General features: G+C 54.3%; 22 protein-coding genes. 17 read left to right on the plus strand and 5 right to left on the minus strand.

What is annotated here, in order from left to right:
* Positions 1–85 precede the first annotated feature (85 nt).
* Positions 86–724 carry a TetR/AcrR family transcriptional regulator gene (locus KZ483_RS08170; protein WP_220352164.1) on the plus strand — a complete coding sequence of 213 codons (639 nt, stop codon included), beginning with the start codon at positions 86–88 and terminating at the stop codon, positions 722–724.
* A 153-nt stretch (positions 725–877) separates the two neighbouring features.
* On the opposite strand, the gene KZ483_RS08175 is transcribed toward KZ483_RS08170, so the two are convergent.
* Entirely contained in the window at positions 878–1,072 is a 195-nt protein-coding gene (locus tag KZ483_RS08175; RefSeq protein ID WP_220352165.1) for a DUF2188 domain-containing protein, read from the minus strand.
* 151 nt (positions 1,073–1,223) lie between these two features.
* Between KZ483_RS08175 and fumC the strand changes: the two genes are divergently transcribed.
* From fumC to KZ483_RS08220, 9 genes are all read left to right on the plus strand, one after another.
* The gene (fumC, locus tag KZ483_RS08180) at positions 1,224–2,606 is read left to right on the plus strand and encodes a class II fumarate hydratase (protein WP_220352166.1); all 1,383 of its coding nucleotides are present in this window, start codon (positions 1,224–1,226) and stop codon (positions 2,604–2,606) included.
* A 178-nt stretch (positions 2,607–2,784) separates the two neighbouring features.
* Positions 2,785–3,927: a VanZ family protein gene (locus KZ483_RS08185; RefSeq protein ID WP_258881584.1), complete on the plus strand. Its 1,143-nt coding sequence runs from the start codon at positions 2,785–2,787 to the stop codon at positions 3,925–3,927.
* A 106-nt stretch (positions 3,928–4,033) separates the two neighbouring features.
* Positions 4,034–4,996: an aldolase catalytic domain-containing protein gene (locus KZ483_RS08190; RefSeq protein WP_220352167.1), complete on the plus strand. Its 963-nt coding sequence runs from the start codon at positions 4,034–4,036 to the stop codon at positions 4,994–4,996.
* A 134-nt stretch (positions 4,997–5,130) separates the two neighbouring features.
* Positions 5,131–5,847 (plus strand): FadR/GntR family transcriptional regulator, encoded by a 717-nt coding sequence (locus KZ483_RS08195; RefSeq protein ID WP_220352168.1) that lies wholly within the window; start codon positions 5,131–5,133, stop codon positions 5,845–5,847.
* A 72-nt stretch (positions 5,848–5,919) separates the two neighbouring features.
* A complete protein-coding gene (locus KZ483_RS08200; protein ID WP_220352169.1) occupies positions 5,920–6,771 on the plus strand; it encodes a DMT family transporter in 852 nt (283 codons plus the stop codon).
* A gap of 78 nt (positions 6,772–6,849) precedes the next feature.
* Positions 6,850–7,578 (plus strand): (Fe-S)-binding protein, encoded by a 729-nt coding sequence (locus KZ483_RS08205; protein WP_220352170.1) that lies wholly within the window; start codon positions 6,850–6,852, stop codon positions 7,576–7,578.
* A gap of 2 nt (positions 7,579–7,580) precedes the next feature.
* Positions 7,581–9,164, plus strand: coding sequence for a LutB/LldF family L-lactate oxidation iron-sulfur protein (locus tag KZ483_RS08210; protein ID WP_220352171.1), 1,584 nt, complete (start codon positions 7,581–7,583; stop codon positions 9,162–9,164).
* Entirely contained in the window at positions 9,151–9,930 is a 780-nt protein-coding gene (locus KZ483_RS08215; RefSeq protein ID WP_220352172.1) for a LutC/YkgG family protein, read from the plus strand. The genes KZ483_RS08210 and KZ483_RS08215 overlap by 14 nt, the downstream gene beginning before the upstream one ends.
* A 14-nt stretch (positions 9,931–9,944) precedes the next feature.
* Entirely contained in the window at positions 9,945–10,550 is a 606-nt protein-coding gene (locus KZ483_RS08220) for a hypothetical protein (RefSeq protein WP_220352173.1), read from the plus strand.
* 79 nt (positions 10,551–10,629) lie between these two features.
* Here KZ483_RS08220 and KZ483_RS08225 read toward each other — a convergent pair whose 3' ends face one another.
* Positions 10,630–13,542: an MMPL family transporter gene (locus tag KZ483_RS08225; RefSeq protein ID WP_220352174.1), complete on the minus strand. Its 2,913-nt coding sequence runs from the start codon at positions 13,540–13,542 to the stop codon at positions 10,630–10,632.
* Between the two features lie 315 nt (positions 13,543–13,857).
* Between KZ483_RS08225 and KZ483_RS08230 the strand changes: the two genes are divergently transcribed.
* Positions 13,858–14,436: a TetR/AcrR family transcriptional regulator gene (locus KZ483_RS08230; protein ID WP_220352175.1), complete on the plus strand. Its 579-nt coding sequence runs from the start codon at positions 13,858–13,860 to the stop codon at positions 14,434–14,436.
* Between the two features lie 54 nt (positions 14,437–14,490).
* Here the strand turns inward: KZ483_RS08230 and KZ483_RS08235 are convergent, their stop codons facing one another.
* Positions 14,491–15,468: a ribose-phosphate diphosphokinase gene (locus KZ483_RS08235; RefSeq protein WP_258881585.1), complete on the minus strand. Its 978-nt coding sequence runs from the start codon at positions 15,466–15,468 to the stop codon at positions 14,491–14,493.
* A 108-nt stretch (positions 15,469–15,576) separates the two neighbouring features.
* On the minus strand, positions 15,577–15,879 hold the full coding sequence (locus KZ483_RS08240; protein ID WP_220352176.1) for a hypothetical protein: 303 nt from the start codon (positions 15,877–15,879) through the stop codon (positions 15,577–15,579).
* 206 nt (positions 15,880–16,085) lie between these two features.
* Here KZ483_RS08240 and KZ483_RS08245 point away from each other — a divergent pair, with 206 nt between their 5' ends.
* The 6 genes from KZ483_RS08245 to KZ483_RS08270 all read left to right on the plus strand — a co-directional run bounded on the left by KZ483_RS08245 (position 16,086) and on the right by KZ483_RS08270 (position 23,029).
* A complete protein-coding gene (locus tag KZ483_RS08245) occupies positions 16,086–17,450 on the plus strand; it encodes a VWA domain-containing protein (RefSeq protein WP_220352177.1) in 1,365 nt (454 codons plus the stop codon).
* A 347-nt stretch (positions 17,451–17,797) separates the two neighbouring features.
* The gene (gene pxpB, locus KZ483_RS08250) at positions 17,798–18,520 is read left to right on the plus strand and encodes a 5-oxoprolinase subunit PxpB (RefSeq protein WP_220352178.1); all 723 of its coding nucleotides are present in this window, start codon (positions 17,798–17,800) and stop codon (positions 18,518–18,520) included.
* Positions 18,517–19,542 carry a 5-oxoprolinase subunit C family protein gene (locus tag KZ483_RS08255; RefSeq protein ID WP_220352179.1) on the plus strand — a complete coding sequence of 342 codons (1,026 nt, stop codon included), beginning with the start codon at positions 18,517–18,519 and terminating at the stop codon, positions 19,540–19,542. Before pxpB ends, KZ483_RS08255 begins: the two co-directional genes overlap by 4 nt.
* Positions 19,543–19,595: 53 nt before the next feature.
* Positions 19,596–20,375, plus strand: coding sequence for a LamB/YcsF family protein (locus tag KZ483_RS08260; RefSeq protein ID WP_258881586.1), 780 nt, complete (start codon positions 19,596–19,598; stop codon positions 20,373–20,375).
* A gap of 24 nt (positions 20,376–20,399) precedes the next feature.
* Entirely contained in the window at positions 20,400–22,589 is a 2,190-nt protein-coding gene (locus tag KZ483_RS08265) for a putative bifunctional diguanylate cyclase/phosphodiesterase (protein ID WP_220352180.1), read from the plus strand.
* Between the two features lie 26 nt (positions 22,590–22,615).
* Positions 22,616–23,029, plus strand: coding sequence for a gamma-glutamylcyclotransferase family protein (locus tag KZ483_RS08270; protein WP_220352181.1), 414 nt, complete (start codon positions 22,616–22,618; stop codon positions 23,027–23,029).
* A gap of 182 nt (positions 23,030–23,211) precedes the next feature.
* On the opposite strand, the gene KZ483_RS28380 is transcribed toward KZ483_RS08270, so the two are convergent.
* A complete protein-coding gene (locus KZ483_RS28380; protein WP_258881587.1) occupies positions 23,212–24,138 on the minus strand; it encodes a multicopper oxidase domain-containing protein in 927 nt (308 codons plus the stop codon).
* Positions 24,139–24,332: the final 194 nt, after the last annotated feature.

Consider the following 24,332-nt stretch of genomic DNA (forward strand, 5'->3'; position numbering starts at 1 on the left):
TGAGAAATGAACATTTCAGAGAAACTGTTGAGCCAACTTGAACAGTTCCCTTGCCTACTCTATTAGATGAGAGAGGAGAAGCGCTATGACGAGCATAGAGCGGCGCCACGACAGGCGAATACAGCGGACGCAGCAGTTGCTGCGGCAGGCATTCATTGAAATCATGCGGGAAAAAGGCTTCGCGGCGATGAGCGTTCGGGATATTACCGAGCGGGCCAACGTAAACCGGGGAACTTTTTATATTCATTTTACGGACAAATATATGCTGCTTGATGAAGTCGTACGTGACAAATTTGGGCAGCTGGTGACGAGTTCACTCCCTCCCGATCCCAAGTGGGACAAAAGGACGCTTCATTTGCTCATCCTGACGGTATTGGACTGCTTTGAGGGCAAATATCACCACCGGCTTCCCGCCTCGCGATTCCCCGCGGCGCTGCTTGAACGTGCGATTCATAAAGAACTGACGGGTCTTCTTTTCACTTGGCTGAAAAAGGAGAGTTCTGAGTCTTGCCTGGAGCGGCTGAATGAGGAGATTCCTGAGGATTCCGAAGAGCTTCTAACGCTGGAAGCAAAGGCCCAGGCGGCAGGTTGGGCAATCTTCGGTTCAGCGATCGATTGGAGTCAGAAACCGATAAAGATTCCTGCGGAGCAGATGGCGGATGCGATATTAATGCTGATTATGGAGGGTGTTAGCCGGGAAACACCCGGCCAAACACCGGGGTAATCGTCAGATTAACCAGCGGGCTAACCGCACGGAACGCATCACATTAACTAAGGGTTAACCACGCGGCAAATCACCGGATTAACCCAAGGCTAACACGAGGCATCGCCCTGACAAACCGCCGGCAAGAGAATTGATTGTTAGTTAGCGGTTGGCTTAATGTCCTTTCTTGCGCACCTGCTTATGACGGTCCTCGGCCCATTCTTTCGCTTGTGCGGTCGCGATTGAAATCGCCCGGCCTTCTTCATAGCCGTCTTCGAGCAGGGCATTGGCGATTTCGACCGCTTTCTCGCGAACCGGCGCGGTGAAATTTTTAAGCGAATCCGGATAATCGTTTTTACTCCAAGGCATAAAGTCGTCCTCCTTCGTAAATCGTAGATTTAGTAAATATTTAGCCTAATTCGCCCTCTGCAAAACAGACTCGATGTTACAGAAGTCCGGATTGACGTTAATGATTTAGGTGGATCGACGAACAATAAGCTTGAGGAAGAAGGGTTGGAAGATGGATTTCAGAATCGAGAAAGATTCCATGGGTGAAATCGAGGTCCCCTCGGAACGGCTGTGGGGCGCACAGACAGAGCGGAGCCTGCGCAATTTTAAAATCGGAACGGAGAAAATGCCGCTTGAGCTTATACACGCGTTTGCACTGCTCAAGAAAGCGGCTGCACTCGTCAACAAGGAGCTTGGCAAGCTGGATGCCGTCAAAGCGCTGGCGATTGCGGAAGCGGCCGATGAAATTATGGAAGGGCGCCTGGACGGCGAATTTCCGCTGGCGGTATGGCAGACCGGCAGCGGCACGCAGTCGAATATGAACGTGAATGAGGTTATCGCGCGAAGGGCGGTGCAGCTTCTTAAGGAGAAGGGCGAGAATGAGAGCATCGTTATTCATCCCAATGACGACGTCAACCGGTCACAAAGCTCCAACGATACATTCCCTACCGCAATGCATATAGCCGCGCTTACGGTCGTTGAGGATACGCTTCTTCCCGCGGTTGCGAGGTTGAAAGAAACCTTGCAGCGCAAGAGCGAAGAGTTCGCCGGTATTGTGAAGATCGGCCGCACTCATTTGCAGGATGCGACTCCGCTTACGCTTGGGCAGGAAATCAGCGGCTGGGTCAGCATGCTTGAGAAGGGTGAGCGCAACATCAAGAGCAGCCGGGAAGAGCTGCGTGAGCTGGCGATCGGCGGGACGGCCGTAGGAACCGGGCTTAACGCGCCGCCCCGGTTCGGGGAGTTCGTAGCCAATGAAATCAGCCGTTTGACCGGCAAAAGATTTATCAGCGCGCCGAACAAATTTCATGCGCTGACGAGCCACGATGAAATCGTCTTTGTGCATGGTGCGTTCAAGGCGCTGGCGGCGGATCTGATGAAAATCGCAAACGATGTGCGCTGGCTGGCAAGCGGACCCCGCTGCGGAATCGGTGAAATCCGCATTCCCGAGAACGAGCCGGGAAGCTCCATCATGCCTGGCAAGGTAAATCCGACGCAGGCTGAGGCCCTGACAATGGTTGTCTGCCAGGTCATGGGGAATGACGCTGCAATCGGGTTTGCCGCAAGTCAGGGGAATTTCGAGCTGAATGTGTTCAAGCCCGTCATTATCCATAACTTCCTGCAGTCTGCGCGGCTGCTGGCGGATGCGGTCCGCTCCTTCGACGAGCATTGCGCAGTAGGAATTGAAGCGAGCCGCGAGGTCATCGCCGGTTACTTGAACAATTCGCTTATGCTGGTTACGGCGCTCAATCCCCATATCGGATACGAGAATGCGGCTTCGATTGCGAAGAAGGCTCATAAGGAAGGGCTGACTCTGCGGGAGGCGGCGGTGCGCAGCGGGCTGATCACCGCCGAGAAGTTCGATGAAGTCGTCCGGGCGGAAGAGATGATATAAGCAAGATCTGCTTCGGAAGCGCCCATAAAACACGGCCGGAAACACTCCCGGCCGTGTTTTTTTCAGTCGGGCCGTCTGGAATATTACGAGCTTTGTTCCCGAATTGTAACATGAATCATTTCGAAATGAGATTAAATCGGAGTAAAATGGATATATACGTTTTGATGACCCATTTCAGATGATTGCGGAGGCGAGCTGCATGCAGCTGACCATTAACGTATATCTCATACCGATCCGATATGCGCTGGTTACGTTCCCGGTGCTTGCATTCTTTTTCACGCTTCCTTTTCTCATCGTGCAGTACCGCAAGTATGCATATATCAATAAAGTTCGGTTGGTCGTGCTTTATTCGCTTCTTCTGTATCTGCTTACTGCTTATTACCTTGTCATTCTCCCGCTTCCTGCAACAAGACATACGTGCACCGGACTCCAAACGACGTTCATATCGCTTGTTCCATTTCAGTTCATAAGGGACATCGTTAAAGAGACCCAGGTCGACTTGGCGAACCCCTTGACCTACTGGCGGTTATTTAGGGAAAGGGCTTTTCTGCAAGCCGCGTTTAACGTTGCGCTGCTCGTACCGCTTGGGATTTTCCTGCGCTACTATTTTCGCCGTAAGGCGTGGGTGGCCGTTATTCTGGCTTTCCTGCTGTCATTGTTTTTCGAAACGACGCAGCTGACCGGCTTATACGGCTTCTACGATTGTCCTTACAGGCTCTTTGATGTGGACGATATCATGCTGAATACAACCGGAGGGATTGTAGGGTACATGATCGCTCCTTATCTGACGAGGTTCTTGCCCGACTCCGCACGTCTGGATGAACAGGTGGATTTATCCGTCAAAAAAATAGGATTTATCCGGCGTTGGGTGGCTTTTCAGCTGGATGCCTTCATTCTGTACCCGTTCGTAATTGCGGCGCTGTTTACCGGGGAGCTCTTCTATCTTTATTTCCTGCTTATCATGTACTTCATGCTCCTGCCTTTTATGACCAATGGAAGGACTTTCGGCAAGTGGGTCGTCCGTATTCAACTTCAAGGAAAGGGAAACCGAATCGCGTTTAAGGAACTGTTCGTCAGGTACGGAATCCTTTACATGCTGATCGGCGGCGCAAACCTTCTAGCCGTCGATGTTTCGCAGTGGGATGCAAGCAGACTGTTCAAGCTGTTCGTTCTTATGATGACGATCGGGATCGACCTCTCGTTCTGTATCCATGTGCTGCTTAAAGTATTTCGCAAGGATAAAACGATGTTCTATGAAAAATGGAGCGGAACCCGTCATGTCATCGTGACACATTACGACAGGTTTCGCCGGGGAGGTTAAACTTAGAAGAAGCGCGCCTATTGAGACAAAATGGCTTTGCGTTCACGACGGTTTTCAAGTATCATGAATAGAAAACAAGTTATGGCTAAAGGAGCTACACAATAGTATGAATTCTAAAACAAGTCATTGTAAAATCGTAGACTGTACGATTCGCGACGGCGGGCTCGTCAATAACTGGGATTTCAGCGTCGAGTTCGTTCAGCATCTGTATAGCAGCTTGAACGAAGCCGGCGTAGACTATATGGAAATCGGATACAAAAACTCGCCGAAACTTCTGAAAGGCGCCGAATCCGCAGGTCCTTGGCGTTTTCTGGATGATGAATTTCTTCGTAAAGTCATCCCGCAAAAACTGAACACGAAGCTGTCCGCTCTTGTCGATATCGGTCGCGTGGACGAGAATGATATTTTGCCGCGCGAGGAAAGTCTGCTCGATTTGATCCGAGTCGCATGCTATATTCAGGATGTGGAGAAAGCGCTTGAGCTGGTGAGGGTATTCCACGACCGCGGCTATGAAACGACCATTAATATTATGGCCCTCTCGAACGTCATGGATAATCAGCTGCTTGAAGCTTTCGAGCTTATTAAAGAAAGCGTCGTCGATGTCGTGTACATCGTAGACTCGTATGGAAGCCTTGACCCGAACGATTTCAATTACCTGGTCGAGAAATTCCAGAAGCATCTTCCTAACAAACGCCTTGGCGTGCATACGCATAATAACATGCAGCTGGCGTTCGCAAACACGCTCATCTCGGCGGAGAAGGGTGTCGAGCTGCTGGACGCTTCTGTGTACGGCATGGGCCGCGCAGCCGGCAACTGCCCGACTGAGCTGCTTGTCGCTCACCTGAAGAATGTGAAATACAATGTTCGTCCGGTGCTGGACATGATCGAGAAATTTATGATTCCGCTCCGCGAGAAAGAAGAGTGGGGCTACATTATTCCTTACATGATTACCGGAATGCTCGATGAGCATCCGCGTTCGGCGATGGCGCTTCGTGATACCGAGAACAAGGATAAAGCAGTCGATTTCTACGATAAGCTGACAACGCCGGAAGTGCTGCACAGCAAGTAAAACCTTCGATTCATGACATCAGGCATAAGGGCTGTCCTGACCGAAGCGGAGCCGCTCACGGCTCTCGCTTCGGCGGGCCAGCCCTTATGCTGTTTAACTAGTAAAAGCCGGGGCAGGCTGAAGGAGGCCGACGGATGTCGTTTGCGAAAATATCAACACGGAAAATATACGAGCAAATCGCCGACCAGCTCAAACAGTTTATTGTAGAGGGCGGCTGGAGAAGCGGCGACAAGCTGCCTTCGACGAAGGAGCTGTCGGAGCAGTTTCAGGTCGGCCGCTCCACCATGCGCGAGGCGCTTAGCGCGCTCAAAGCGATGGGACTTATCGAAATCCGGCAGGGCGAAGGCTGCTTCGTTCGCTGGGTTGAAGCGACGGACGTGCAGATGCCAACCTTCGATTCGCTGCTGCTCAGCAGAGACGCGATCTTCGAGCTGATGGAAGCGCGTATCGCGCTGGAAGCGGCGAATGCGGGGATTGCCGCAAGCCGCCGGACTGACGAGGATCTCGCCGCATTCCGGCAGCTGCTCAAGTCGATGCAGGACCATCTTGGAGATGAAGCATACGGCGAGGCCGCCGATATCGAATTTCACCGGTTACTTGCCAGGGCGACGCATAACTCTATCATGATGCGCTTGCTCGATACGATCTCCTCACAGATGGAAGCGGCTATACGTGATGCGCGCCGTATTCAGCTTTACGGCAGCAAGAAGGTATCCGTCAGATTGTGGGAAGAGCATGAAGCGATTTTCCAGGCTGTAGCGGAACGCGACTCCGGCCGTGCGGAGGCAAGCATGCGTGCGCATTTGACGCACGTAGAGCAGGGGCTTCGCTCCTATTTAGACGGAAAATAGGCGCATGCAGGCTGCCCTGAGCAGAAACAATGGAACGTTATAAGCTACTTCTCGTTGAAGGCGGGCCTGCAAATGGAGATGAACGCTGCTGCAATATCGCTTGTGATGGTTTCCGGTATGTTTCACGCTTCTTGGAACATGCTGGCCAAGAGCAGCCGGGACAAAAACGCATTCCTGTGGCACTGTCAATGGATCGGCATTCTCTTGTTTGCACCATGGGCATTAATCGACCTTCATAATGCTTCCTTTACGACAGAGTCCATCCTTCTGTTGATTGGCTCCGCAGTCATCCACGGCGGCTATGTGCTGCTGTTAGCCAAAGCATATACGGTAGGCGACTTATCGCATGCTTACCCTGTTATGCGAGGCACCAGTCCCCTTCTGGTGCCGATTATCGGCGTAACCCTGCTCGGTGAAACGGTAACGGCGGCGGGCTGGGCGGGGATAGCCCTCATCTTGATCGGTATTTTTGCGATTAACGGAGGTTTCAAAAAAGGCTTCAAAGGCAGGACGGCAGTAACGCTGTACGCATTTGCAGTCGGCTTAAGCATTACGGCGTATACCGTTGTGGACAGGCTGGCGCTTGATTATTTCAGTCCGGCGCTGCTGAACAATATAGGGAATATCGGGAATCTCATCGCCTTATCCATCGCAGCCTCCCGCGGGACGGCATTGCTCAGCGAGTGGAGGCATAACAAGATGAATATCGCGGCCGCGGGACTTCTTGCTCCGTCCGGATATCTGCTGTTTCTGTACGCGCTGCATTATGCGCCGCTTGCCGTGCTCGCGCCAATGCGGGAGATCGGGACCGTATTCGCCGCATTATTGGCGGTCTTTATTCTTAAAGAAAAGCAGGGAACACGCCGGGTATTCGCCTCTATTCTGATCACGGCCGGAATCCTTTGTCTAGGGCTGTTAACATGACAGTTTTCTCTTTATTTTTATCCACATGTCTGATAAGCTGATAAATAGATAATTAACCGAGAGGGGACTCAGCATCCGATGAAGGTTTCGTTATTTATAACATGTCTTGCCGATCAGCTGTATCCGGAAGTTGGGGAAAGCGTAGTTAGGCTGCTTCATGATTACGGCTGTGAGGTGGATTTTCCCCAGGCCCAGTTGTGCTGCGGACAGCCGGCGTTCAACAGCGGCTATCAGGATGAAGCACGCGAGGTGGCTCGTGGGCTTATCCGTGCGTTTGAGCACAGCGATTATGTCGTGTCACCGTCGGGTTCCTGTACCGGGATGGTGCACCACTACTATCCATATCTGTTCGAGAATGAACCGGAATGGAAGGCCAAAGCCGAAGCCCTCGTGGGTAAAATGTATGAGTTCTCGCAATTTCTGGTCGGCGTGCTGGGCGTTACGGATGTTGGTGCGTCATTTCCGCATAAGGTCACTTATCATCCTTCCTGCCATGCGATGCGGCTGCTCGGCGTACGTGAAGAGCCGCAGCAGTTGATTGGCGCTGTCAAGAACATCGAATTTACCGACCTTCCGCGCAAGGAAGATTGCTGCGGCTTCGGCGGCACGTTTGCGGTGAAAATGGCAGATATGTCGGAAGCCATGGTGTGCGAGAAAGCCGCTTGTGTCTGCGAGACCGGTGCTGAGGTGCTGGTCGGGACCGATATGGGCTGCCTCATGAACATTGGTGGACGGCTTAATAAAGAAGGGAAGCCTGTGCGGGTCATGCACCTTGCGCAGCTGCTCGAGGAAGGGAGACGTGCTTAAAGATGGGCGATGGCGGACAAAAAGTGCTCGAACCGAAGAAAGCGCATTCGACGGGTGATACCGGCAGCGGACATACAGGCCATGAACCTGAGACTTCGCCGATCGGTTCGGGTCTTAAGAAGCGGACGAAGGAAGCGCTGAAGGATGACTTTCTGCGTAAAGCGGTGGCATTCACCACCGACAAACTGCGCGGCGGGCGGCTCAAGGCCGCTGATGAATTCGGCGACTGGGAAACCTGGCGTGAGCGGGGGCGCGCCATCAGGCAGCATACGATTTCCCATCTCGACTATTACCTCGGGCAATTCGCGGACAATGTCGTGAAGAACGGCGGGAACGTCCACTTTTGCCATAATGGCGATGATGCGGTGAGCACCTTTATGGACATTGCGGGCCGGCACCGGGCGAAGCTCGTGGCAAAGGGCAAGTCGATGGTCTCGGAGGAAATCCATCTCAACCATCATCTCGAAGAGCAGGGTATTGATGCGATTGAAACCGATCTCGGCGAATATATATTGCAACTGGCGCGGGAAACGCCGTCTCATCTCATTATTCCGGCTATTCATAAGAACAAGCGGCAGATCGCCGATCTCTTCGAGGCGGACGCGGGCCGGCCGTTTGAGCCGGACACGAAGACACTGGCGAATTATGCGAAGCAGAAGCTGCGCAATTATTTTCTCGAAGCGGATATCGGTCTCACCGGCTGCAATTTCGGCGTAGCGGAGTCGGGATCGATCACTCTCGTATCCAATGAAGGCAACGGCCGAATGGTTTCGACGCTGCCGAAGGTGCATGTCGTAATTATGGGAATGGAGAGGCTTGTCCCGACATTCGAGGATCTCGAAGTTGTCCTTAATCTCCTTGCGCGCAGCGCAACCGGGCAGAAGCTGACGACGTATACGTCCATCCTGACCGGCGCGAAACGGCCGGAAGATCTTGACGGTCCGGAAGAGCTGCATGTTATTATTCTCGACAACGGCCGCTCGGAGCAGCTTGGCGATCCGATTTTTCAGGATGTGCTGAACTGTATCCGCTGCGCGGCTTGCCTGAACGTTTGTCCCGTGTACCGCAATGTCGGCGGGCATACGTACGGCTCGGTATACAGCGGTCCTATCGGCGCGGTGCTCACACCGCTGCTGCAGCAGGATATGAAGGAAGCGGGTACGCTCGCTTACGCCTCCAGCTTGTGCGGCGCATGTTACGAGGCCTGCCCTGTGAAGATTCCGCTGCACGATATGCTGGTTCACCTGCGCCACCGGAAAGTGAAAATGAAGCTGACGGCGCTGCCGGAACGCATTGCCTTTAAAGTGTATCAAACGATGTTCGGCAGCGTGACCTTGTTCAAGCTGGCGACCAAGTCGGCCTATTATTTACAGAAGCCGCTCGCGCGGAACGGGTTCATCAAGAGCGGCCCGCCGCCGTTATCCGGCTGGACGCAGTCGCGGTTCATGCCGATGCTGCCTAAGCAGTCATTCCGCGACAAGTGGGCAGCGCTGCAAGCGGAGCTCGCCGCCAAACCGAGAAACGGCGCGCCGGCCGTCGGCGGTGACGCGAAAGCGAAAGGAGGGGGCGGCCATGACGCCGAATAATGGTATAATGAGCGGAAAAGAAGCATTCATGCAGCGGATCGCAAGCAGGCTCGGACGCAGCAATCCTATGCAGACCGCTCCGGAGAAGCCGGTTCGCGGCGTGCCTGAGCATTACCGTGACCGCATATTAAGCGCGGAAGAGCGGCTCGATACTTTCATAAGCAACTGGACGGCGCTGAGCGGTAAAGTGCTCATCGTGGATGAGGCGACCGCAGCTGAGACGATCGGCCAATATTTGCTTCAGGTATGCGCCGATCATGGAATAACGCGCGCTGCAAGGTGGGAGCACGATGCCTTGAACGGGCTCGAGTTGGATGCGGCCCTGCAGCGCGGAGGCATTGAATCGCTCGTTTGGCGGGAAGGCGGCGACGCCGGTCTCCAGCGGAGGGAGCTTCCGACCGGACCTGAAGGCAACTGGTCGAAGCGAATCGGACTTCTGCAGGCCGCAGAGCAGTGCCGGCTCGGAATTGTATGGCCGGATTGCGTTATTGCAAACACGGGCACGCTTGCCTTGTTCAGTCAGGGAGGCAAAGGACGCTCCGTCAGCCTGCTTACAGAGGTTCTGTTCTCGGTATTCAGAGCGGACCAGATCGTTACCCGGATGGGAGAAGCGTTCGAGCTGTTCAAGAGCCGGTATCCGGAGGCGGTTGTTATGCCGTCGTCGCTGAATCTCATAACCGGACCCAGCCGCAGCGCCGATATCGAGAACGATCTGACCATCGGCATTCACGGACCGGGGAGCGTGTACGCGGTCATTATTCAATAAGGAGCGATGTTTCCATGCCCATGAATGAATCGCTAAAGCTCATTCTCGAACGGCTGCAGGCGCGTGATACGCTCCAGACGCTTTCTCCTGCAGCCGTGTGGGAGGAGTCATTGGAAGCGGATATTCAAATGCTAAGTTTTCCTACTCCGACATCGGCTTCCGCGGTAGACAGGACGATGTTTGCGCTCAAGGCAGGACTTCATCTGCGAAACGACAGCTTGGACCGGTCGCATTCGTATTCCCAGGAGATTGAAGACGACGCCACAGGCTGCTACTGGCACGGAATCATGCACCGGATGGAGGGCGATTATTGGAATGCGAATTATTGGTTCCGATCCGCAGGAACACATCCGGTTAAGGCCAGGCTTCAGGAAAGGGTGCCTGAATATTTGCGGAGCGAAGTCAATATCGAGGCTTTGCCCGAAGGCAGCATTCGCGACCTGCTCATGAGCATTAGAGATGGGGACACGTGGAAAGCACCGATATTCACCGATGCCGTGCAGCGTCAAGAGAGCGGCACTGTATCCGGCGAGACCCGCGCCATATTGGAATACATTCAGCATATCGAAATATCCGAACTGCTGGCCTATACCGTCGCTGCCGCTGCCAATCAAGAGTAAGGAATCCGAATCCGATAAAAAAGCCTTAGCCTGCGGCATGAGACGATGCCGCTTAAGCTAAGGCCTTTTATTTGTCCTTTTAATCCGGTTGAACGACGCGCCGCTTCTCGGCTTTGTCTTCGTGCACACTTCCCGGGGCCGCTTCGTGCCTGCGGAACGGCCACCAATTTGTTTCGCCGACCAAATTGGCCAAGGCGGGAACGACGAGTCCCATGAAGACCGTCGAATAAAGCGCGAGACCGATCACGATGCCTGCGCCGATCTGCAGCAGGGTGTTTACGCCGGACATCATAAGCGCGGCGAACGTGCCGCCCATAATGACTGCCGCGGAGATGATTACCCCGCCGGTCGTCGTCATAGCTCTGGACATGGCGTAAGCAATGCCGCCCGGACGGTATTCCTCCTTGAAGCGTGCCATTAAGAAGATGCTGTAATCTACGCCGAGCGCGACGATGATGAGGAAAACGAAGAACGAAGCGCTCCAGGACAAACCGGGCTTGCCAAGCAGATCGACGAAGATAAACTCGACGATGCCCATTGTCACCAGATAATTGAAGCCAAGAGAGAGAAGGACATAGAGCGGCGCAAGAAACGACCGGAGCAGAATCATCAGAACGATGAAGATGCCGATCAATACGAATGTGCCGGTTCGCGTAAAATCATTCCGCGAGATGTCCTTCAGCTCGCCGATTTGGGCGGATGTGCCGCTGAGCGATACTTTCGGATCCGAAATCGCCCCGCCGGCCAAGCTGTGCTTCAGCGTGTCGCGTATATTGTCCACGGTAAGGAGCGCATCTTCCGAGTACGGGTTGACTGACAGGACGACGTCGAGCTTCGTCGTTTTACCGTCCTTGGACATATAGTAATCCAGCGATTTCTGGAGCTCGGGACTTTGCATCGCTTCCTTCGGCAAATTCCAGCCGGGAATTTGACTGTCGCCGATCATCTTCTCGGCATCCTTCACTTTTACCAGCCCGGTGGAAATGTCAGACAGTCCTTTCGTTCCGTCCTTCAGCCCGTCTGAAAGCCGGTTTAAGCCGTCTTTGAGCTTGACCGTTCCGTCGGCCGCCTGGGACTGGCCTGCAGCCAGCTGTCCCAGCCCCCGGGCGATCCCTGCAACGGAAGGGTTAATTTGCATGAATCCCTGCTGAACTGCGGCTGCGCCTTGAGTCAAACCGTTCAAGCCGCCCGTGAGTCCCTGCTGTTTACCGAGCAGAGCCTGCATATGGGCATCTTCCTTAAGCTCCGGATGAGCTTTAAGCAGCTGCTGCAAGTCAGCGCTCATGGAAGCGGAGAGCTTCGCGCTTTGGGACAATCCGCCCGCTATTTGGTCGGCGCCCTTGGACGTCTCTCTCAATCCGCCATAAATTTGATTCAACCCGTTTCTCGCTTCGATCGTTCTGGAAGACATCGTTCGAAGTCCGTTCGTCAGCTTGTCGATGTCGCCTTCACCCTTCACGATCGAATCGCCTGCCGATGTTAATCCGCCGGCGATCCTGTCAACACCGTTCTTCATGTCCCCGAGTGCCTCCGAGGTTCGGGTCAGCTGATTAGGAACGGTCAGTTCTGCCAGCTGCTCGCCAAGCGGGCGGATCGCGCTGCGCACTTCCTTGACCCCCGCAAGCTTCGTTAGGCCGGCGCTTGCCGACTCCAGCGCAGCCAGCGCTTCCGGCGTTCTCATCGAGGTGGAAGAGGTGAGCGCGATCGACACCGGGAACACTTCGCCGGAGCCGAAAGCGCGTTCTACCTGGCGGAACCCTTGAACGGAGCCGTGGCTCGGGTCGATTTCCGCGAGATCGTCGAACGAACGCTTGCCTTCAAACAGCAGGGTAATCGGCGCAAGCAGAATTACCGTTACCAGCAGAACAGCGACCGGTCTGCGTGCCGCGAGCGACGCCATTCCGCCCCACAGCCTGGATTCGCCGTGTCCTTGTCCGCTCTTCACCCGCGTGGGCCAGAACGTCGCCTTGCCGAAAATCATTAACAGCGCGGGCGTCAGCGTCAAGCCGGCAATGAGTGTTACGGCGACGCCGATCGAAACCCCGACGGCGGACTGATATAAGCCGAACTGTGCGAAGCCGATCAGGAAGAAGGCGACAAAAACAGTGCTTGCCGAGAAAGCGACGGTTTTGCCGACTGTTCTCATCGTCCGTACAAGCGCTTCGACTTTGTCGCCGTCACGGCTCAGCTCCTCGCGGTAACGTTGGATCAGCAGGATGCAGTAATCAGTACCGGCGCCGAACAGTACGGCGATGAGGAACGACTCGGTGAAAGAGGATACCGGCATTCCGTAATCGGTCGCCAGCGCCACAAGCCCCCGCGTTATAATAAGTGAAATTCCGATAGTGAGCAGCGGAATGAACGGGGCCACCGGTGAACGGAAGACGATAAGCAATATGACCAGCACGAGCGCTACTGTAAGCAGCTCCGTCTTTTTAAGACCTTCCTCCGAGCTCGTCTGAAAATCCTTCCCGATCGGCGCGCTGCCGGTGAGCGCCACCTTGCTGCCCGCCGGTGAATCCTTCACCTCTGCGGCCAGCTTATCGACAGCTTCCTGTGTTACCGTATCATTCTCAGCCCGGTCGAATCCGACGATAAGCAGCTCGGTTGTGCCGTCCTTGCTGCGGAATTTGGAAGCCAGCTCCGGTGTATCATAGGCGGATTGAACGGACTTGAAGCCGTCTTTGCTTGTCAGTCCGGCAAGCATCCCGGCTTTTGCCTTCAGCCAGGCTTTGTCCGTATCGGTCAGACCCGATGCACGCGAGAAGACGATAATTGCGCTTGACTTGGTCGTCGCTTCCGGGTCAATCCGCTCCATAATTTGTTTCGCCACAACCGATTCGGAATCGGCGGGTATGAATTTCTGCTCCGTCTTTCTCACTATTCCTTGCAAATCCGGCAGCCCGAACATCGCCGCCGCCGCGATAAGCAGCCAAGCGATCAACACGACCCACTTCAGGCGGGCAAGGCCGCGAACAAACCGTTCTGTCATGTTTCTCTTTCCCTCCCAAGGGTTTTGCGTGGGCAAAACCGGCATCGTAAGCATAACCTTTATTCGATCTCTACGATTAGTTATATCTGATTGCGGATATAAAATCAATATTATTGTACTTGCGGTCATTATTATTTTTTGTGAAATTTATGTGAAATGAACGGTATATTATCGTTTTCTTGTACCTGTATAAACATGCAGATTGGATAATAGTTGTACCACCAGTCATAATGGTTTACGTAAGAAATGCAGTTATGATAAAATAAAAGAACAACAAACTGGATTCCACAAGCGACAACGGGGAGATTGAGACGGATGAATCGCGAGCTCAAGAAGGCACTGACACGGCAGCGGATCAAAGAGGCTGCGCTTTCGCTGCTGGCCGAGCAGGGATATGAAACGACGACAATTGAACAGATAGCGAAGCTCGCCGGAGTCGCGAAGGGCACTTTCTTCAACTATTTCGCTTCGAAAGATGAGCTTATTTGCGATTTGCAAACCGTATTTGTCATGAATGAGGCGGCAAAGCTCAAAGACAAGCCAGGGCCTTTAATACCGCGTATGCGGATGGTTCTATTCCAGCTTGTGCAGCAGCTTCCGCACAATAAATCCGTTACAAGGGCGCTCTTTCAAGCGATTTTGGGAAGCGGACCGGCTCTTGAAGAACATAACCAGCTTGTCGCTCAGGTGATGGAGTCGATTGTTCCGCTTATCGCTCAGGGACAGGAGAACGGAGAGCTGCGCAAAGACATGCCGGCTGAGATGATCTCCCAGCTTGCCGTTCAGACCTATTTCGGGGCATTGATCGTGTGGTCGATGAGTGATGAGGAAGAGGGGATCAATGAACAGATTGCGCTTACGTTTGATCTGTTCTTCAAAGGGATTACAGCTTAAGTAGTATAAATAATAAACTCCCCGCAGGCACCAATACCGGCGGGGAGTTTACTTTTAGTCAAACGAGATGACGTCGTCCGGAACCTTTTCAAACAGAGGACTGACCGATTCGCTTTTATGAATTCTGCTTATAGCCTCTCCGAATAAGGAAGCGACGGATACGAGCTTTATTTTAGGGGATTGAACCAGATAAGGATTCGCGACGGAGTCCGTCCCGATGATGAGCTCGATCGGACTGTCATCGAGCTTTTTCACCGCGGCCTCGGTTAACACCAAATGAGACAAGCAGGCAATAATTTTCGTTGCCCCTTTTTGTTTGAGCCATTTTGACAATTCGATCAAGGTCCCGCCGGATATTGAGAAATCGTCGACGATTAAAGCGGTTTTTCCTTGTACATCGCCGATGATCTCCATTACTTCGGCCCGTTCGTTGTGGTCTTTTCTCGTCTTATCTCCGAGGGCGAGCGAAGCGCCCAGATAATCCGCATACTTTCGGGCCTGCTTGGCAAACCCGGCATCCGGCGAAACGACAACCAGATCGGACAGGTTCATTTGCTTGATCGACTCGCAAAGTACGGGGAGAGCAAACAGATGGTCGACCGGCTTTTTGAAAAAGCCCTGAATTTGGTGGCTGTGCAAATCCATCGTCACTACCCGGTCGGCCCCTGCCAGCTCAATTGATTCCGCACATACCCTTGCCCGGATGGAAACGCGCGGTTCGTCCTTCTTGTCGCCTTTGGCATAGCTGAAATAAGGCATAATTACAGTCACGGAACTGGCGCTCGCTCTCTTGAAGGCATCGACCCAGAAAAGGATCTCCACAAATTCGTCATTGGGCCTCAGGCCTATTGATTGCACAAGATAAACGTCTTTGGCGCGAACGGTCTCGCCGATTCTTACAAATGTATTTCCATCAGAGAAGGTAAACGCTTCAGAATGGCCGACCTCGACATCCATAAATTTGCACATTTTACGGGCGAAGGCCGTTCCGGAGCTGCCGGCAAATATTTTGATCTCACCACTGTTCATCATTTACCTCCGAAATTCATATTTCCTTAATAAAGACTTATACGTATAAGGGTAATATCCTTCTTCACATTATTTACATTATTCCCTTAAAAATAAGAAATCCCGCCCGGATCAAAATCCTGGCAGTTCCCCGTCTCCCCGAATCGCTGCGGCGCGGTGCATCTCGTTCGGATGAAAGTAGCCGACCGCCTCGAATGCGCGCCCTCCCGCCGTCACACCTGACAGCTCAACGCGAATGTCTTCGCTTTCGCTGAACATGCGCAGCAGCGAAGTTTGCGTCATGCCGTCGATCTCGATGTACCACAGCCTATAGCCGGAGTCGGTTACGATGATAAGCCGGGCGGACGTATATGTAAGTCTGGTCGTCAGACCGTTGCAGTTAATCGACAGTTCAGCCAGCAAATAAGTGTCCAAGACTTTATGCCTCCTTCTCAGGCCCCTCACGACTGAAAATATTGTCGAACTTCCGGCCTGCTTCGATTGTAATGTTGGACTGTAAATAATGCAACAATTGGCAGGCTATTTCCGTCGGATAATTGAACCGTCACATTATATATACCGGCAGGCGGCATCCGAAAGCGCGCTTGGGGATTTATCAAAGCAATTTGGGGGGATTCGGTATGGCAGAGAAAACAAGAGGCTTGACGCGGGCGAAAACAGGAAGAGAAACGACGCCCTTATGGCTGAGCGGCCTTCTGGTCGTCATGATTCTGATTCTGGGCGCCTGCTCCTCGGAGAACGGCAGCACGCAGGATGAGGGAAATACGGCCAGTGAATATTCATCGGGCAACCGGACGGAAGGAACCGGCAGCAGCGGGTCAACCGACAGCCGCTCGGAAGAGCCGGCGGCAGACAGCACGGGAGACCGCGGAGAGGGGAAGGGTGAACGGGAACCCGTGCCATCCGCCGCAGACGGCCGTCAGACCCCTGACCCGCAAGCGGGGATGCTTACGGCGGGCGAATGGGACGATTTGGCGCGTTGGAGCGATTGGGAGCAGCTGCTAAACGGCCGTGAAGGCTCGGATAACCGTGAATACTGGGATTTTCTTCGGTTTGACCGGCTGGAAATCGAGGTGGTCGGCGGCGGCCAGCCGGTATCCGATGCGCAGGTTGCGGTCATGGATGGGGACGGCCAGTCGATCTGGGAAGCGCGGACCGACGTGAAGGGAAAGGGCTACGCTTTTGCCGGATTATTCGACCAGCAGGAGAGCCGGAACGGATATTTGGTTGAAGTGAAAGCCGACGGCCAGGTGAAACGGTTCGAGAATGTGCCTATACCGCGCGACAAGAAGCTTCAAATCGAACTGGATAAAGGGGTGCCGATTTCAAATACGCTCGATCTCATGCTCGTCGTGGACACTACGGGCTCGATGGGCGACGAATTGAAATATTTGAAGACAGAGCTCAAGGACGTTGTCGAGCGGGTGGGTAAAGAAAACGGCCAACAGCTTGGCATACGGGTCAGTACGAACTTTTACCGGGATAAAGACGATGATTATGTCGTAAGGCCTTTTCCATTTACAAAGGATATCGATAAAGCAATCAAGCAAATTTCCGATCAGCGGGCGAGCGGCGGAGGGGACTTCCCTGAGGCCGTCGATGAGGCTCTTGATAACGCAATACACGAACACGAATGGAGTGACGATGCGCGGGCAAGGCTTCTCTTTCTAGTGCTCGACGCGCCGCCGCATCACGATCGCAGTATCGTAAAGCGAATCCGCGAGCTTACTCAGGAAGCAGCCGGTCAAGGAATCCGGATTATTCCTGTCGCATCAAGCGGCGTTGACATTAATACCGAATATTTAATGCGTTTTATGGCCGTGGCTACCGGTGGAACTTATTTGTTTCTTACTGACCACAGCGGCATCGGAAATGATCATTTGGAACCGGCGGTCGGAGAATATGAAGTGAAAGCGCTGAACGATATGCTCGTCGAAATCATTAACCGTTATTGCGAGGGCGGAGGCGGTTTCGGCCGGGAATAGGATAAACGCTCTCCGGCGTCATCTTCTTTGGCATAAACTCCGCGGCTTGAATTACCCTATATAATGAAAAATAAGCGGGCAGCCGCTGACGTCGGCAGAAGCTGAGGCTTTTGCCGGCGACAGCGTGCGGCCGTTTGCTTTTTAGTCTGATTGCCAAGTGTCGGCATTCGGGTTTCTCTCCTGCAGAATGAAGAGTGCTCTTAACAAAAAAGTTTATTAAAGCTAAAGGAAGGTGCTGGACAAGAAGCACCCCTTTGGTACAAACTAATATTGATTCCCGCAACTGCCGGGTAACAGCTTCAAACTAAAACTACAAATAAGCTTTTTTAGAAAAAGAGGGGATATCTGTGCTTGCAGCCGTAGAACCGGCGGTGGAACCGCTCGGGGACCGTGCGCTGGTCGTTCGAGTGCCGGGCAGGGATCTGCTGAACGACTGGCGGGTTATGGCCGGCATTGCCGAATGCGTCCAGGCCGCCCGGCGCGAGTGGATCGTTGACGTTGTGGCGGCATATGAGACGGTTACGATTGTCTACGATCCGATGCGTCTTGCCGGCCTGTTCCCGGAAGAACGACTTCCCTATGAACGCGCTGCAGCCGAGGTATTGCAGATACTTGCAGTCGAATCGGCTCAGCCGGCGGCAGAGGCCCGCTTGATCGACATTCCGGTGTGCTACGGAGGAATATATGGTCCCGACCTGCGTGAATCGGCTGCGCGGTCGGAATTGAGCGAGGAGCATTTCATAGAACGCCATGCCTCGGGCAGTTACATTGTTACCATGATCGGGTTTATGCCGGGGTTTCCATATTTGACCGGTCTTCCCCCGCAATTGGCGCAGCCGCGCAAAGCAGCGCCGCGCAGCCGTGTTCCGGCTGGTTCGGTCGGAATCGCCGGCAGCCAGACCGGTGTATACCCATTAGAATCGCCTGGCGGCTGGCAATTGATTGGAAGGACGCCGTTAAAACTGTTCGACTACCGGCGTGAATCCCCCTCGCTGCTGCAGGCCGGCGACCGGGTCCGCTTTGTCCCGATCGACGGGAAGCGGATGGCAGATCTGGAGGGAAGCCGATGAGCTCGATTGTAAGGAAGCCCGGCTTCTATTCGACGGTTCAGGACCTTGGCCGTCCCGGCTGGCGGAAGGACGGGATATCCGAAGGCGGAGCGATGGACCGTTATGCGCTGCGCTGCGCAAATTTGCTGGTCGGCAACAATGAAGGGGAGGCCGGCCTTGAATTGACACTGGCCGGTGCGGAGCTTCAAGCGACGTCCGATCTTCTCATTGCCGTCTGCGGAGCGTATATGACGCCGCTCATCGACGGAGAAGAGATGCCGATGTGGAGGCCGGTCCGGGTTGCCGCAGGTGCCAGCGTTTCCTTCGGAGCCGCGGCGATCGGCTGCCGCGCCTATATCGCGGTAGCCGGCGGCATTGCGGTGGCTCCGGCGCTCGGAAGCCGCGGGACGGACACGCGCGCCGGCATTGGCGGCGTCGCAGGACGCCCGCTCCGGGCAGGCGATGCGCTGCCCTGCGGCGCAGAGGCGCCATGGGCGGCCGCTTGGCGCGGGGAGCTTGGCGCGCGCGCCGCACAGCAGCCCCAGGCCCGCCATAGCTGGGCGGCCCCGGGCTGGTTCGCGCCGCCGCTTGCCTATGGCGGCGGCGCCGAGGACGGCATTGAGCTGCGCGCAATGCCGGGAGCCGAGTACGGGCAATTCGGCGAAGCTGCCCGTGCTGCGCTGTTCCGGGAGCGGTACCGTGTTGCTCCCGCATCCGACCGGATGGGGGTCCGGCTCGAAGGCCCCCCGCTCGAAATTGAGGCCGGAAGCGGTGAGCTGCTCTCGCACGGCGTAGTTCCCGGTACGGTGCAGGTGCCTGCGGGAGGGCTGCCGATTATTCTCGGGGCGGACTGCCAAACTACAGGCGGCTATCCGAAAATCGCTCATGTGATCTCGGTTGACCTGCCGCTGCTCGCGCAAGCGAAGCCGGGAGATACCATTCGCTTTCGGGAGGTGTCTCTACAGGAAGCGCAGCGCATAGGCATCAGCTTCGAGCGCGAAATGCAGCGGCTCGCAGCGGCTGTAAGGCTGCGCAAGCCGTAAAGGCCATACATACCTGACATCATATACAAGGGAAAGGGGCGAAGCGGCAGGTCATGACGAACCCTCGCATCCGAACAGTCGATTTGAATTGCGATTTCGGAGAAGGCTATGGTGCATATACGTTCGGGCAAGATGAAGCGCTGCTGCGGCATGTCACATCGGTTAACATCGCCTGCGGCTTTCATGCCGGAGATCCGCATACGATCCGTGAAGCGGTCGAAATGGCCGTTGCAGCCGGAACGGAGATCGGAGCCCATCCGGGTCTTCCGGACCGTGTTGGCTTCGGCCGGCGGGAGATGGCCGTTAGTCCCCAGGAGGTTTATGATTTGACGCTCTACCAGATCGGCGCCCTGGATGCGTTTGTCCGGGCGGCGGGCGGCAAGCTGCGTCATGTGAAACCGCACGGCGCACTCTATCATATGACCGGAAAACGTGTCGACCTTGCTGAAGCGCTCGTCCGCGCCGTCCGTGATTATGACAAGCAGCTTCTTATTTACGGCCAGTCGGGAAGCGTACTCACCGCCGAAGCCACGAGACAGTACATGACTCCGGTATCGGAGGTGTTCGCCGACCGCACCTATATGCAAGACGGGTCCGTGACGTCCAGATCACGCCCGGATTCAGTGGTTTCCACGCCGGAGGACGCGCTGCGGCAAGCGCTCACGATGGTCACGATGGGCGCGGCTCCCACGATCAAGGGCGGGAAGACACCCGTCCAAGCGGATACGATTTGCCTGCACGGTGACGGTCCGCATGCGGCCGAATTTGCTAAAGCATTGCGGCAGGGACTGGAGATGTCCGGGGTTATTTTGAAGCCTCATTCACATCATTAAAATACATAACACATATATACATACATGGAACGCAAAGCATACAGCGCAGTGCAAGCGGACATCTTCACGGCTTTCCTTCTGAAAGGGGACATCATGTCAATTAACCGGGCGGAAAAAATTACGATAGGGACGACGTTTTGTGCCTTATTCAGCTTTATTCTTATACGGTTTTTTCATGCCGGACTGTATCACACGATACCTGCTCGGGCTTCATTGTTTGTGCACTCGGGAATGGAATTCATCAGTTTCGCCGTCAGCTTTGCTATGCTGGTGCTTGGATGGCTGTTTTTCGTCAAATCGCTTTCGCGGCATCGGCTGTATACGGCCGCTTTATTCGGCGTCGTCGGTTTATTTGATATGCTCCATGCGCTGACAATGGAAGGAATGCCTTTCTTTCATTTCATTGGGGATACCACTCTCTCCCTTCTTTATTCGGCTTCGGCCCAATTGATCGCTTCGGTCGGTTTATTCATTATATTCCGCACGGATGACCGGGCCGTCCCCGCGGGCAGGCGGCTTCCTGTCGTAAGCGTGGCTTTAGGCTTCGGGACACTGCTCGCCGCTCTATATTACTCGCTGGCGGAATGGCCTGCCATACCGTTTTTAACCGGTCAAACGCTGCTGCGGTTTGAGTCGGTGGTTGAAGCGATTATCCTGTCCGCATACAGTGCCACGATCGGAGCGATTCTGTACCGCAACCGAAATGAACGTCCGCAAGCGATGCTTACGATCGTGCAGTCGCTCATATTTTTTCTTTTTGCAAACATCCAGTTCATTCTCGGCTCGAGCGTAAATGACCTCGATATGCTCATCGGCCATGTATACAAGCTTGCGGGCTGCTGCTTCCTGCTTAAAGGCATCTATCTCGTCACTGTCGAGGAACCCTTCAAGGCTCAGAAACGTTCCGAATCACGCATTAACTATATGGCCTTTCACGATGAGCTGACAGGGCTGTCGAATCGACGGCTGCTCACCGAGCGGCTCAATGGGGAAATGCAGCGCGCCCGGGAAACCGATAGCCGGTTCGCGGTGCTTCTGCTTGATATCGACCGCTTCAAAACGATTAACGATGCGCTTGGACATTCTTTCGGAGATCAAATGCTGCAGGCCGTATCGAAGCGTCTGAGTCATGCAGCGGCTGAGCCGGAGCATGTTTTTCGGATGGGGGGAGACGAATTCGTTATCCTGCTGCCGGATTTACCTGACAAAGCGGCGGCTGCCAGACAAGCGCAATCGTTGATGGGACTGTTTGATGCGCCCTTCATGCTCGGTGAAGCAGAGTACCATATTACGATCAGTGTCGGAATTTCCTTTTATCCCGAGGATGGGGATAGCGTGGATATTCTGATTAAAAACGCGGATACCGCAATGTACAGCGCAAAAGTGAATCGCAACGAATTTTCCAGCTATTTGCCGGATATGAATATGAAGGCACACGATCGTCTCCGACTGGAAAGCGATTTGCGCAGGGCGCTTGATCACGGGCAGTTTACACTGGCGTATCAGCCGCTTGTCAATTTGAGCACGAACAAGGTTGTAGGCGTCGAAGCGCTTGTGCGCTGGCACCATCCGCAGCGGGGGCTGCTGCCGCCGGGCGAGTTCATCCCGCTAACCGAGGAGAACGGGCTTATTCTGCCGCTCGGAGAATGGATTCTGCGGGCAGCCTGCACGCAAAACAAACAATGGCAGGATGCAGGGCTTCCGCCGATGATGATGTCCGTGAACCTCTCGATGCGCCAATTCAGGCAGCACCAGCTGGCTGAGCGGATTAAGTCGATCCTGGAGCAAACGGGGATGAATCCCGGATATTTGGAGCTTGAAATTACCGAAAGCATGACAAGCGATGTGGAGTTCGCGGCAGAAACGCTTACCAGCCTGAAGGCGCTGGGCGTGCAAATCAGTATCGACGATTTCGGCACCGGCTACAGCTCGCTTGTTTATTTGAAGCGGTTCCCGATCGACAAGCTGAAGATTGACCGGTCGTTCGTTAGCGATCTGGCCGCAGACGGCAGCGATGCAGCGATCGTTACCACAATAACCTCGATGGCCAAGCATTTGAAGCTGAGGGTAACGGCCGAAGGCGTCGAGAATGACGAGCAAATCCGTTTTCTGCGCGAGCGCCAGTGCGAGGAAGCGCAAGGGTACTATTATTCAAAGCCGATTCCGGCTAATCTGTTCGAGAACTGGTACAGGCTTCGCAGCCAGAGTGCATGACCGTTCCAGGAGGAGTCCTTTCAAACATGGCCACCGGGTTCGCCACCGTCTTTATTTATGGATCACTATTGCCTGGCCACAGCAACAATCATGTCGTTTCGGATTACATTCTGGCATCAAGGCCAGGGCGTATTGCAGGCCGACTGGTTGATTTCGGGCCTTATCCGGCGCTCGTTCGCGATGCCGAGGCGGCGCGAAGCGGAAGCTGCGTTCGCGGGCTATGGATCGATGTAGAGAAGGACGGGCTGCATGTAATGGATACGCTGGAGGAATTCCGGGGCATCGAAGAGTGCAACGACTATGACCGCGTTCAGGCTGTAGACATTGACCGGCCTGAGCAGCGCGGATGGGTATACGTATGGGGTTGTCCGCGCGGCTGTCCGCCGGTCGAGGGCGATTACTGGCCGGCCTACTATAAGCGTAAAATCGCGCGCGGATGATTTGCTTTTCCTGTTTAGTTTGTGCACAGAATTGTGAACTTCGCCGGCTGCGGACCCAGTGTGGACCCTGCTCTAATTATAGGGCATGTTTTCAGAAGACGGGCCGGCTGCGGGCGTTAGTATAAGCGCGATAACGCTTGCCGGCCGGCTTCTCTTCTTGAAAAGCATAACTCCGCTTGTCTTCACTTGATTGGTAAACTTTGCAGGTAGTGATACCAATAGCCTCCCGCCTGCTCCGCTGCAAAACGGTATGTGAAGGTTTCTCCCGGTTTAACTGCAATTTGCTTGACGTTAAGCGGCCTCCTTAAGTCTGCCAAATTACTGAGAGAACTTTGAGAGCCGATGACATGACCGTTCCGGCTATTCAAGCCGCTGTTGGCTAATTGAACGTCCCCGCCATAATCAACCTCGGTATACTTCCCTATATTGTCTCCCGGTATTATGCTGTCCGTTTTTGCGTTAGATACCGTAAATATAATCAAGATCGTGAGCAGAAGGCCTGATGTTGTATAGACTCCGATCCGTTTCATCCAGTGAATAGCCGATGTGCCGTCATCCCGGTGGACCCTTCTGCGGCGGACAGACTGCCTCCAGGTAAGCAGCGCTGCTGCGGCGAAGAAAACAACTCCGGTCACTAGCAGATCGTCGGCAAATTGCTGAGGGACCGGATATACGTTCTTGTATGTGTATATAATCGAGCCGACGGTCAGCGTTTGGATCGGAACGACAAGCGCGGCTTCAGCGGCAGAGCGCCGTTTTGTGCGGTTTGCTTCCTCTAACGGATATGCTGAAGACAGTCGGGCGATATCCAGCAGCCGTGGTACGGAGAAGACCGCGATCACTATGGAAGGCAGCACAATGAGCGGCACGAACAACAACACGTTATCCCCAATGTTATAACTGTTGAAGAAGATGAAAAGCGCGATATTGACGGCTGCCAATGTTCCCACCAGCGCAAGCAGCGCGAGGTTAATCCTGGCGGTTCGGCGCATGCCGGCAATCGTTTGGCGGAAGGCGATGCTGCCTGCACCGTATCCAGTCAGCAGCGTTATGAGCAGAAATACGAGCGCGATCACAGAATTCGTGCCCAGAAGCCCTTCGGACATCATTGATTCCCCCTGTTTGATTTATCTGTATCAATTTTACAAGGGTCGAAGAGAACCGTTAATCGTCCCCGGTCCGGTATTCGAACCGGACTTTAGTCGGACGCCGAACCAGACCTTGGCAGTACCGCAGCGGAATTCAAAGCGGCTTCAACAACAGTCCAACCGGGAAACAACCCCATCCCGGAACTGCTCATACA

The organism is Paenibacillus sp. sptzw28 (assembly GCF_019550795.1).
In the GTDB taxonomy this organism is placed as follows: Bacteria; Bacillota; Bacilli; order Paenibacillales; family Paenibacillaceae; genus Paenibacillus_Z.

Excerpts from the sequence above, each read along its gene's own strand:
- KZ483_RS08170 (WP_220352164.1), top strand. The coding sequence starts at position 86 with ATGACGAGCATAGAGCGGCGCCACGACAGGCGAATACAGCGGACGCAG.
- KZ483_RS08175 (WP_220352165.1), bottom strand. The coding sequence starts at position 1,072 with ATGCCTTGGAGTAAAAACGATTATCCGGATTCGCTTAAAAATTTCACC.
- fumC (WP_220352166.1), top strand. The coding sequence starts at position 1,224 with ATGGATTTCAGAATCGAGAAAGATTCCATGGGTGAAATCGAGGTCCCC.
- KZ483_RS08185 (WP_258881584.1), top strand. The coding sequence starts at position 2,785 with ATGATTGCGGAGGCGAGCTGCATGCAGCTGACCATTAACGTATATCTC.
- KZ483_RS08190 (WP_220352167.1), top strand. The coding sequence starts at position 4,034 with ATGAATTCTAAAACAAGTCATTGTAAAATCGTAGACTGTACGATTCGC.
- KZ483_RS08195 (WP_220352168.1), top strand. The coding sequence starts at position 5,131 with ATGTCGTTTGCGAAAATATCAACACGGAAAATATACGAGCAAATCGCC.
- KZ483_RS08200 (WP_220352169.1), top strand. The coding sequence starts at position 5,920 with ATGGAGATGAACGCTGCTGCAATATCGCTTGTGATGGTTTCCGGTATG.
- KZ483_RS08205 (WP_220352170.1), top strand. The coding sequence starts at position 6,850 with ATGAAGGTTTCGTTATTTATAACATGTCTTGCCGATCAGCTGTATCCG.
- KZ483_RS08210 (WP_220352171.1), top strand. The coding sequence starts at position 7,581 with ATGGGCGATGGCGGACAAAAAGTGCTCGAACCGAAGAAAGCGCATTCG.
- KZ483_RS08215 (WP_220352172.1), top strand. The coding sequence starts at position 9,151 with ATGACGCCGAATAATGGTATAATGAGCGGAAAAGAAGCATTCATGCAG.
- KZ483_RS08220 (WP_220352173.1), top strand. The coding sequence starts at position 9,945 with ATGCCCATGAATGAATCGCTAAAGCTCATTCTCGAACGGCTGCAGGCG.
- KZ483_RS08225 (WP_220352174.1), bottom strand. The coding sequence starts at position 13,542 with ATGACAGAACGGTTTGTTCGCGGCCTTGCCCGCCTGAAGTGGGTCGTG.
- KZ483_RS08230 (WP_220352175.1), top strand. The coding sequence starts at position 13,858 with ATGAATCGCGAGCTCAAGAAGGCACTGACACGGCAGCGGATCAAAGAG.
- KZ483_RS08235 (WP_258881585.1), bottom strand. The coding sequence starts at position 15,468 with ATGATGAACAGTGGTGAGATCAAAATATTTGCCGGCAGCTCCGGAACG.
- KZ483_RS08245 (WP_220352177.1), top strand. The coding sequence starts at position 16,086 with ATGGCAGAGAAAACAAGAGGCTTGACGCGGGCGAAAACAGGAAGAGAA.
- KZ483_RS08255 (WP_220352179.1), top strand. The coding sequence starts at position 18,517 with ATGAGCTCGATTGTAAGGAAGCCCGGCTTCTATTCGACGGTTCAGGAC.
- KZ483_RS08260 (WP_258881586.1), top strand. The coding sequence starts at position 19,596 with ATGACGAACCCTCGCATCCGAACAGTCGATTTGAATTGCGATTTCGGA.
- KZ483_RS08265 (WP_220352180.1), top strand. The coding sequence starts at position 20,400 with ATGGAACGCAAAGCATACAGCGCAGTGCAAGCGGACATCTTCACGGCT.
- KZ483_RS08270 (WP_220352181.1), top strand. The coding sequence starts at position 22,616 with ATGGCCACCGGGTTCGCCACCGTCTTTATTTATGGATCACTATTGCCT.
- KZ483_RS28380 (WP_258881587.1), bottom strand. The coding sequence starts at position 24,138 with ATGATGTCCGAAGGGCTTCTGGGCACGAATTCTGTGATCGCGCTCGTA.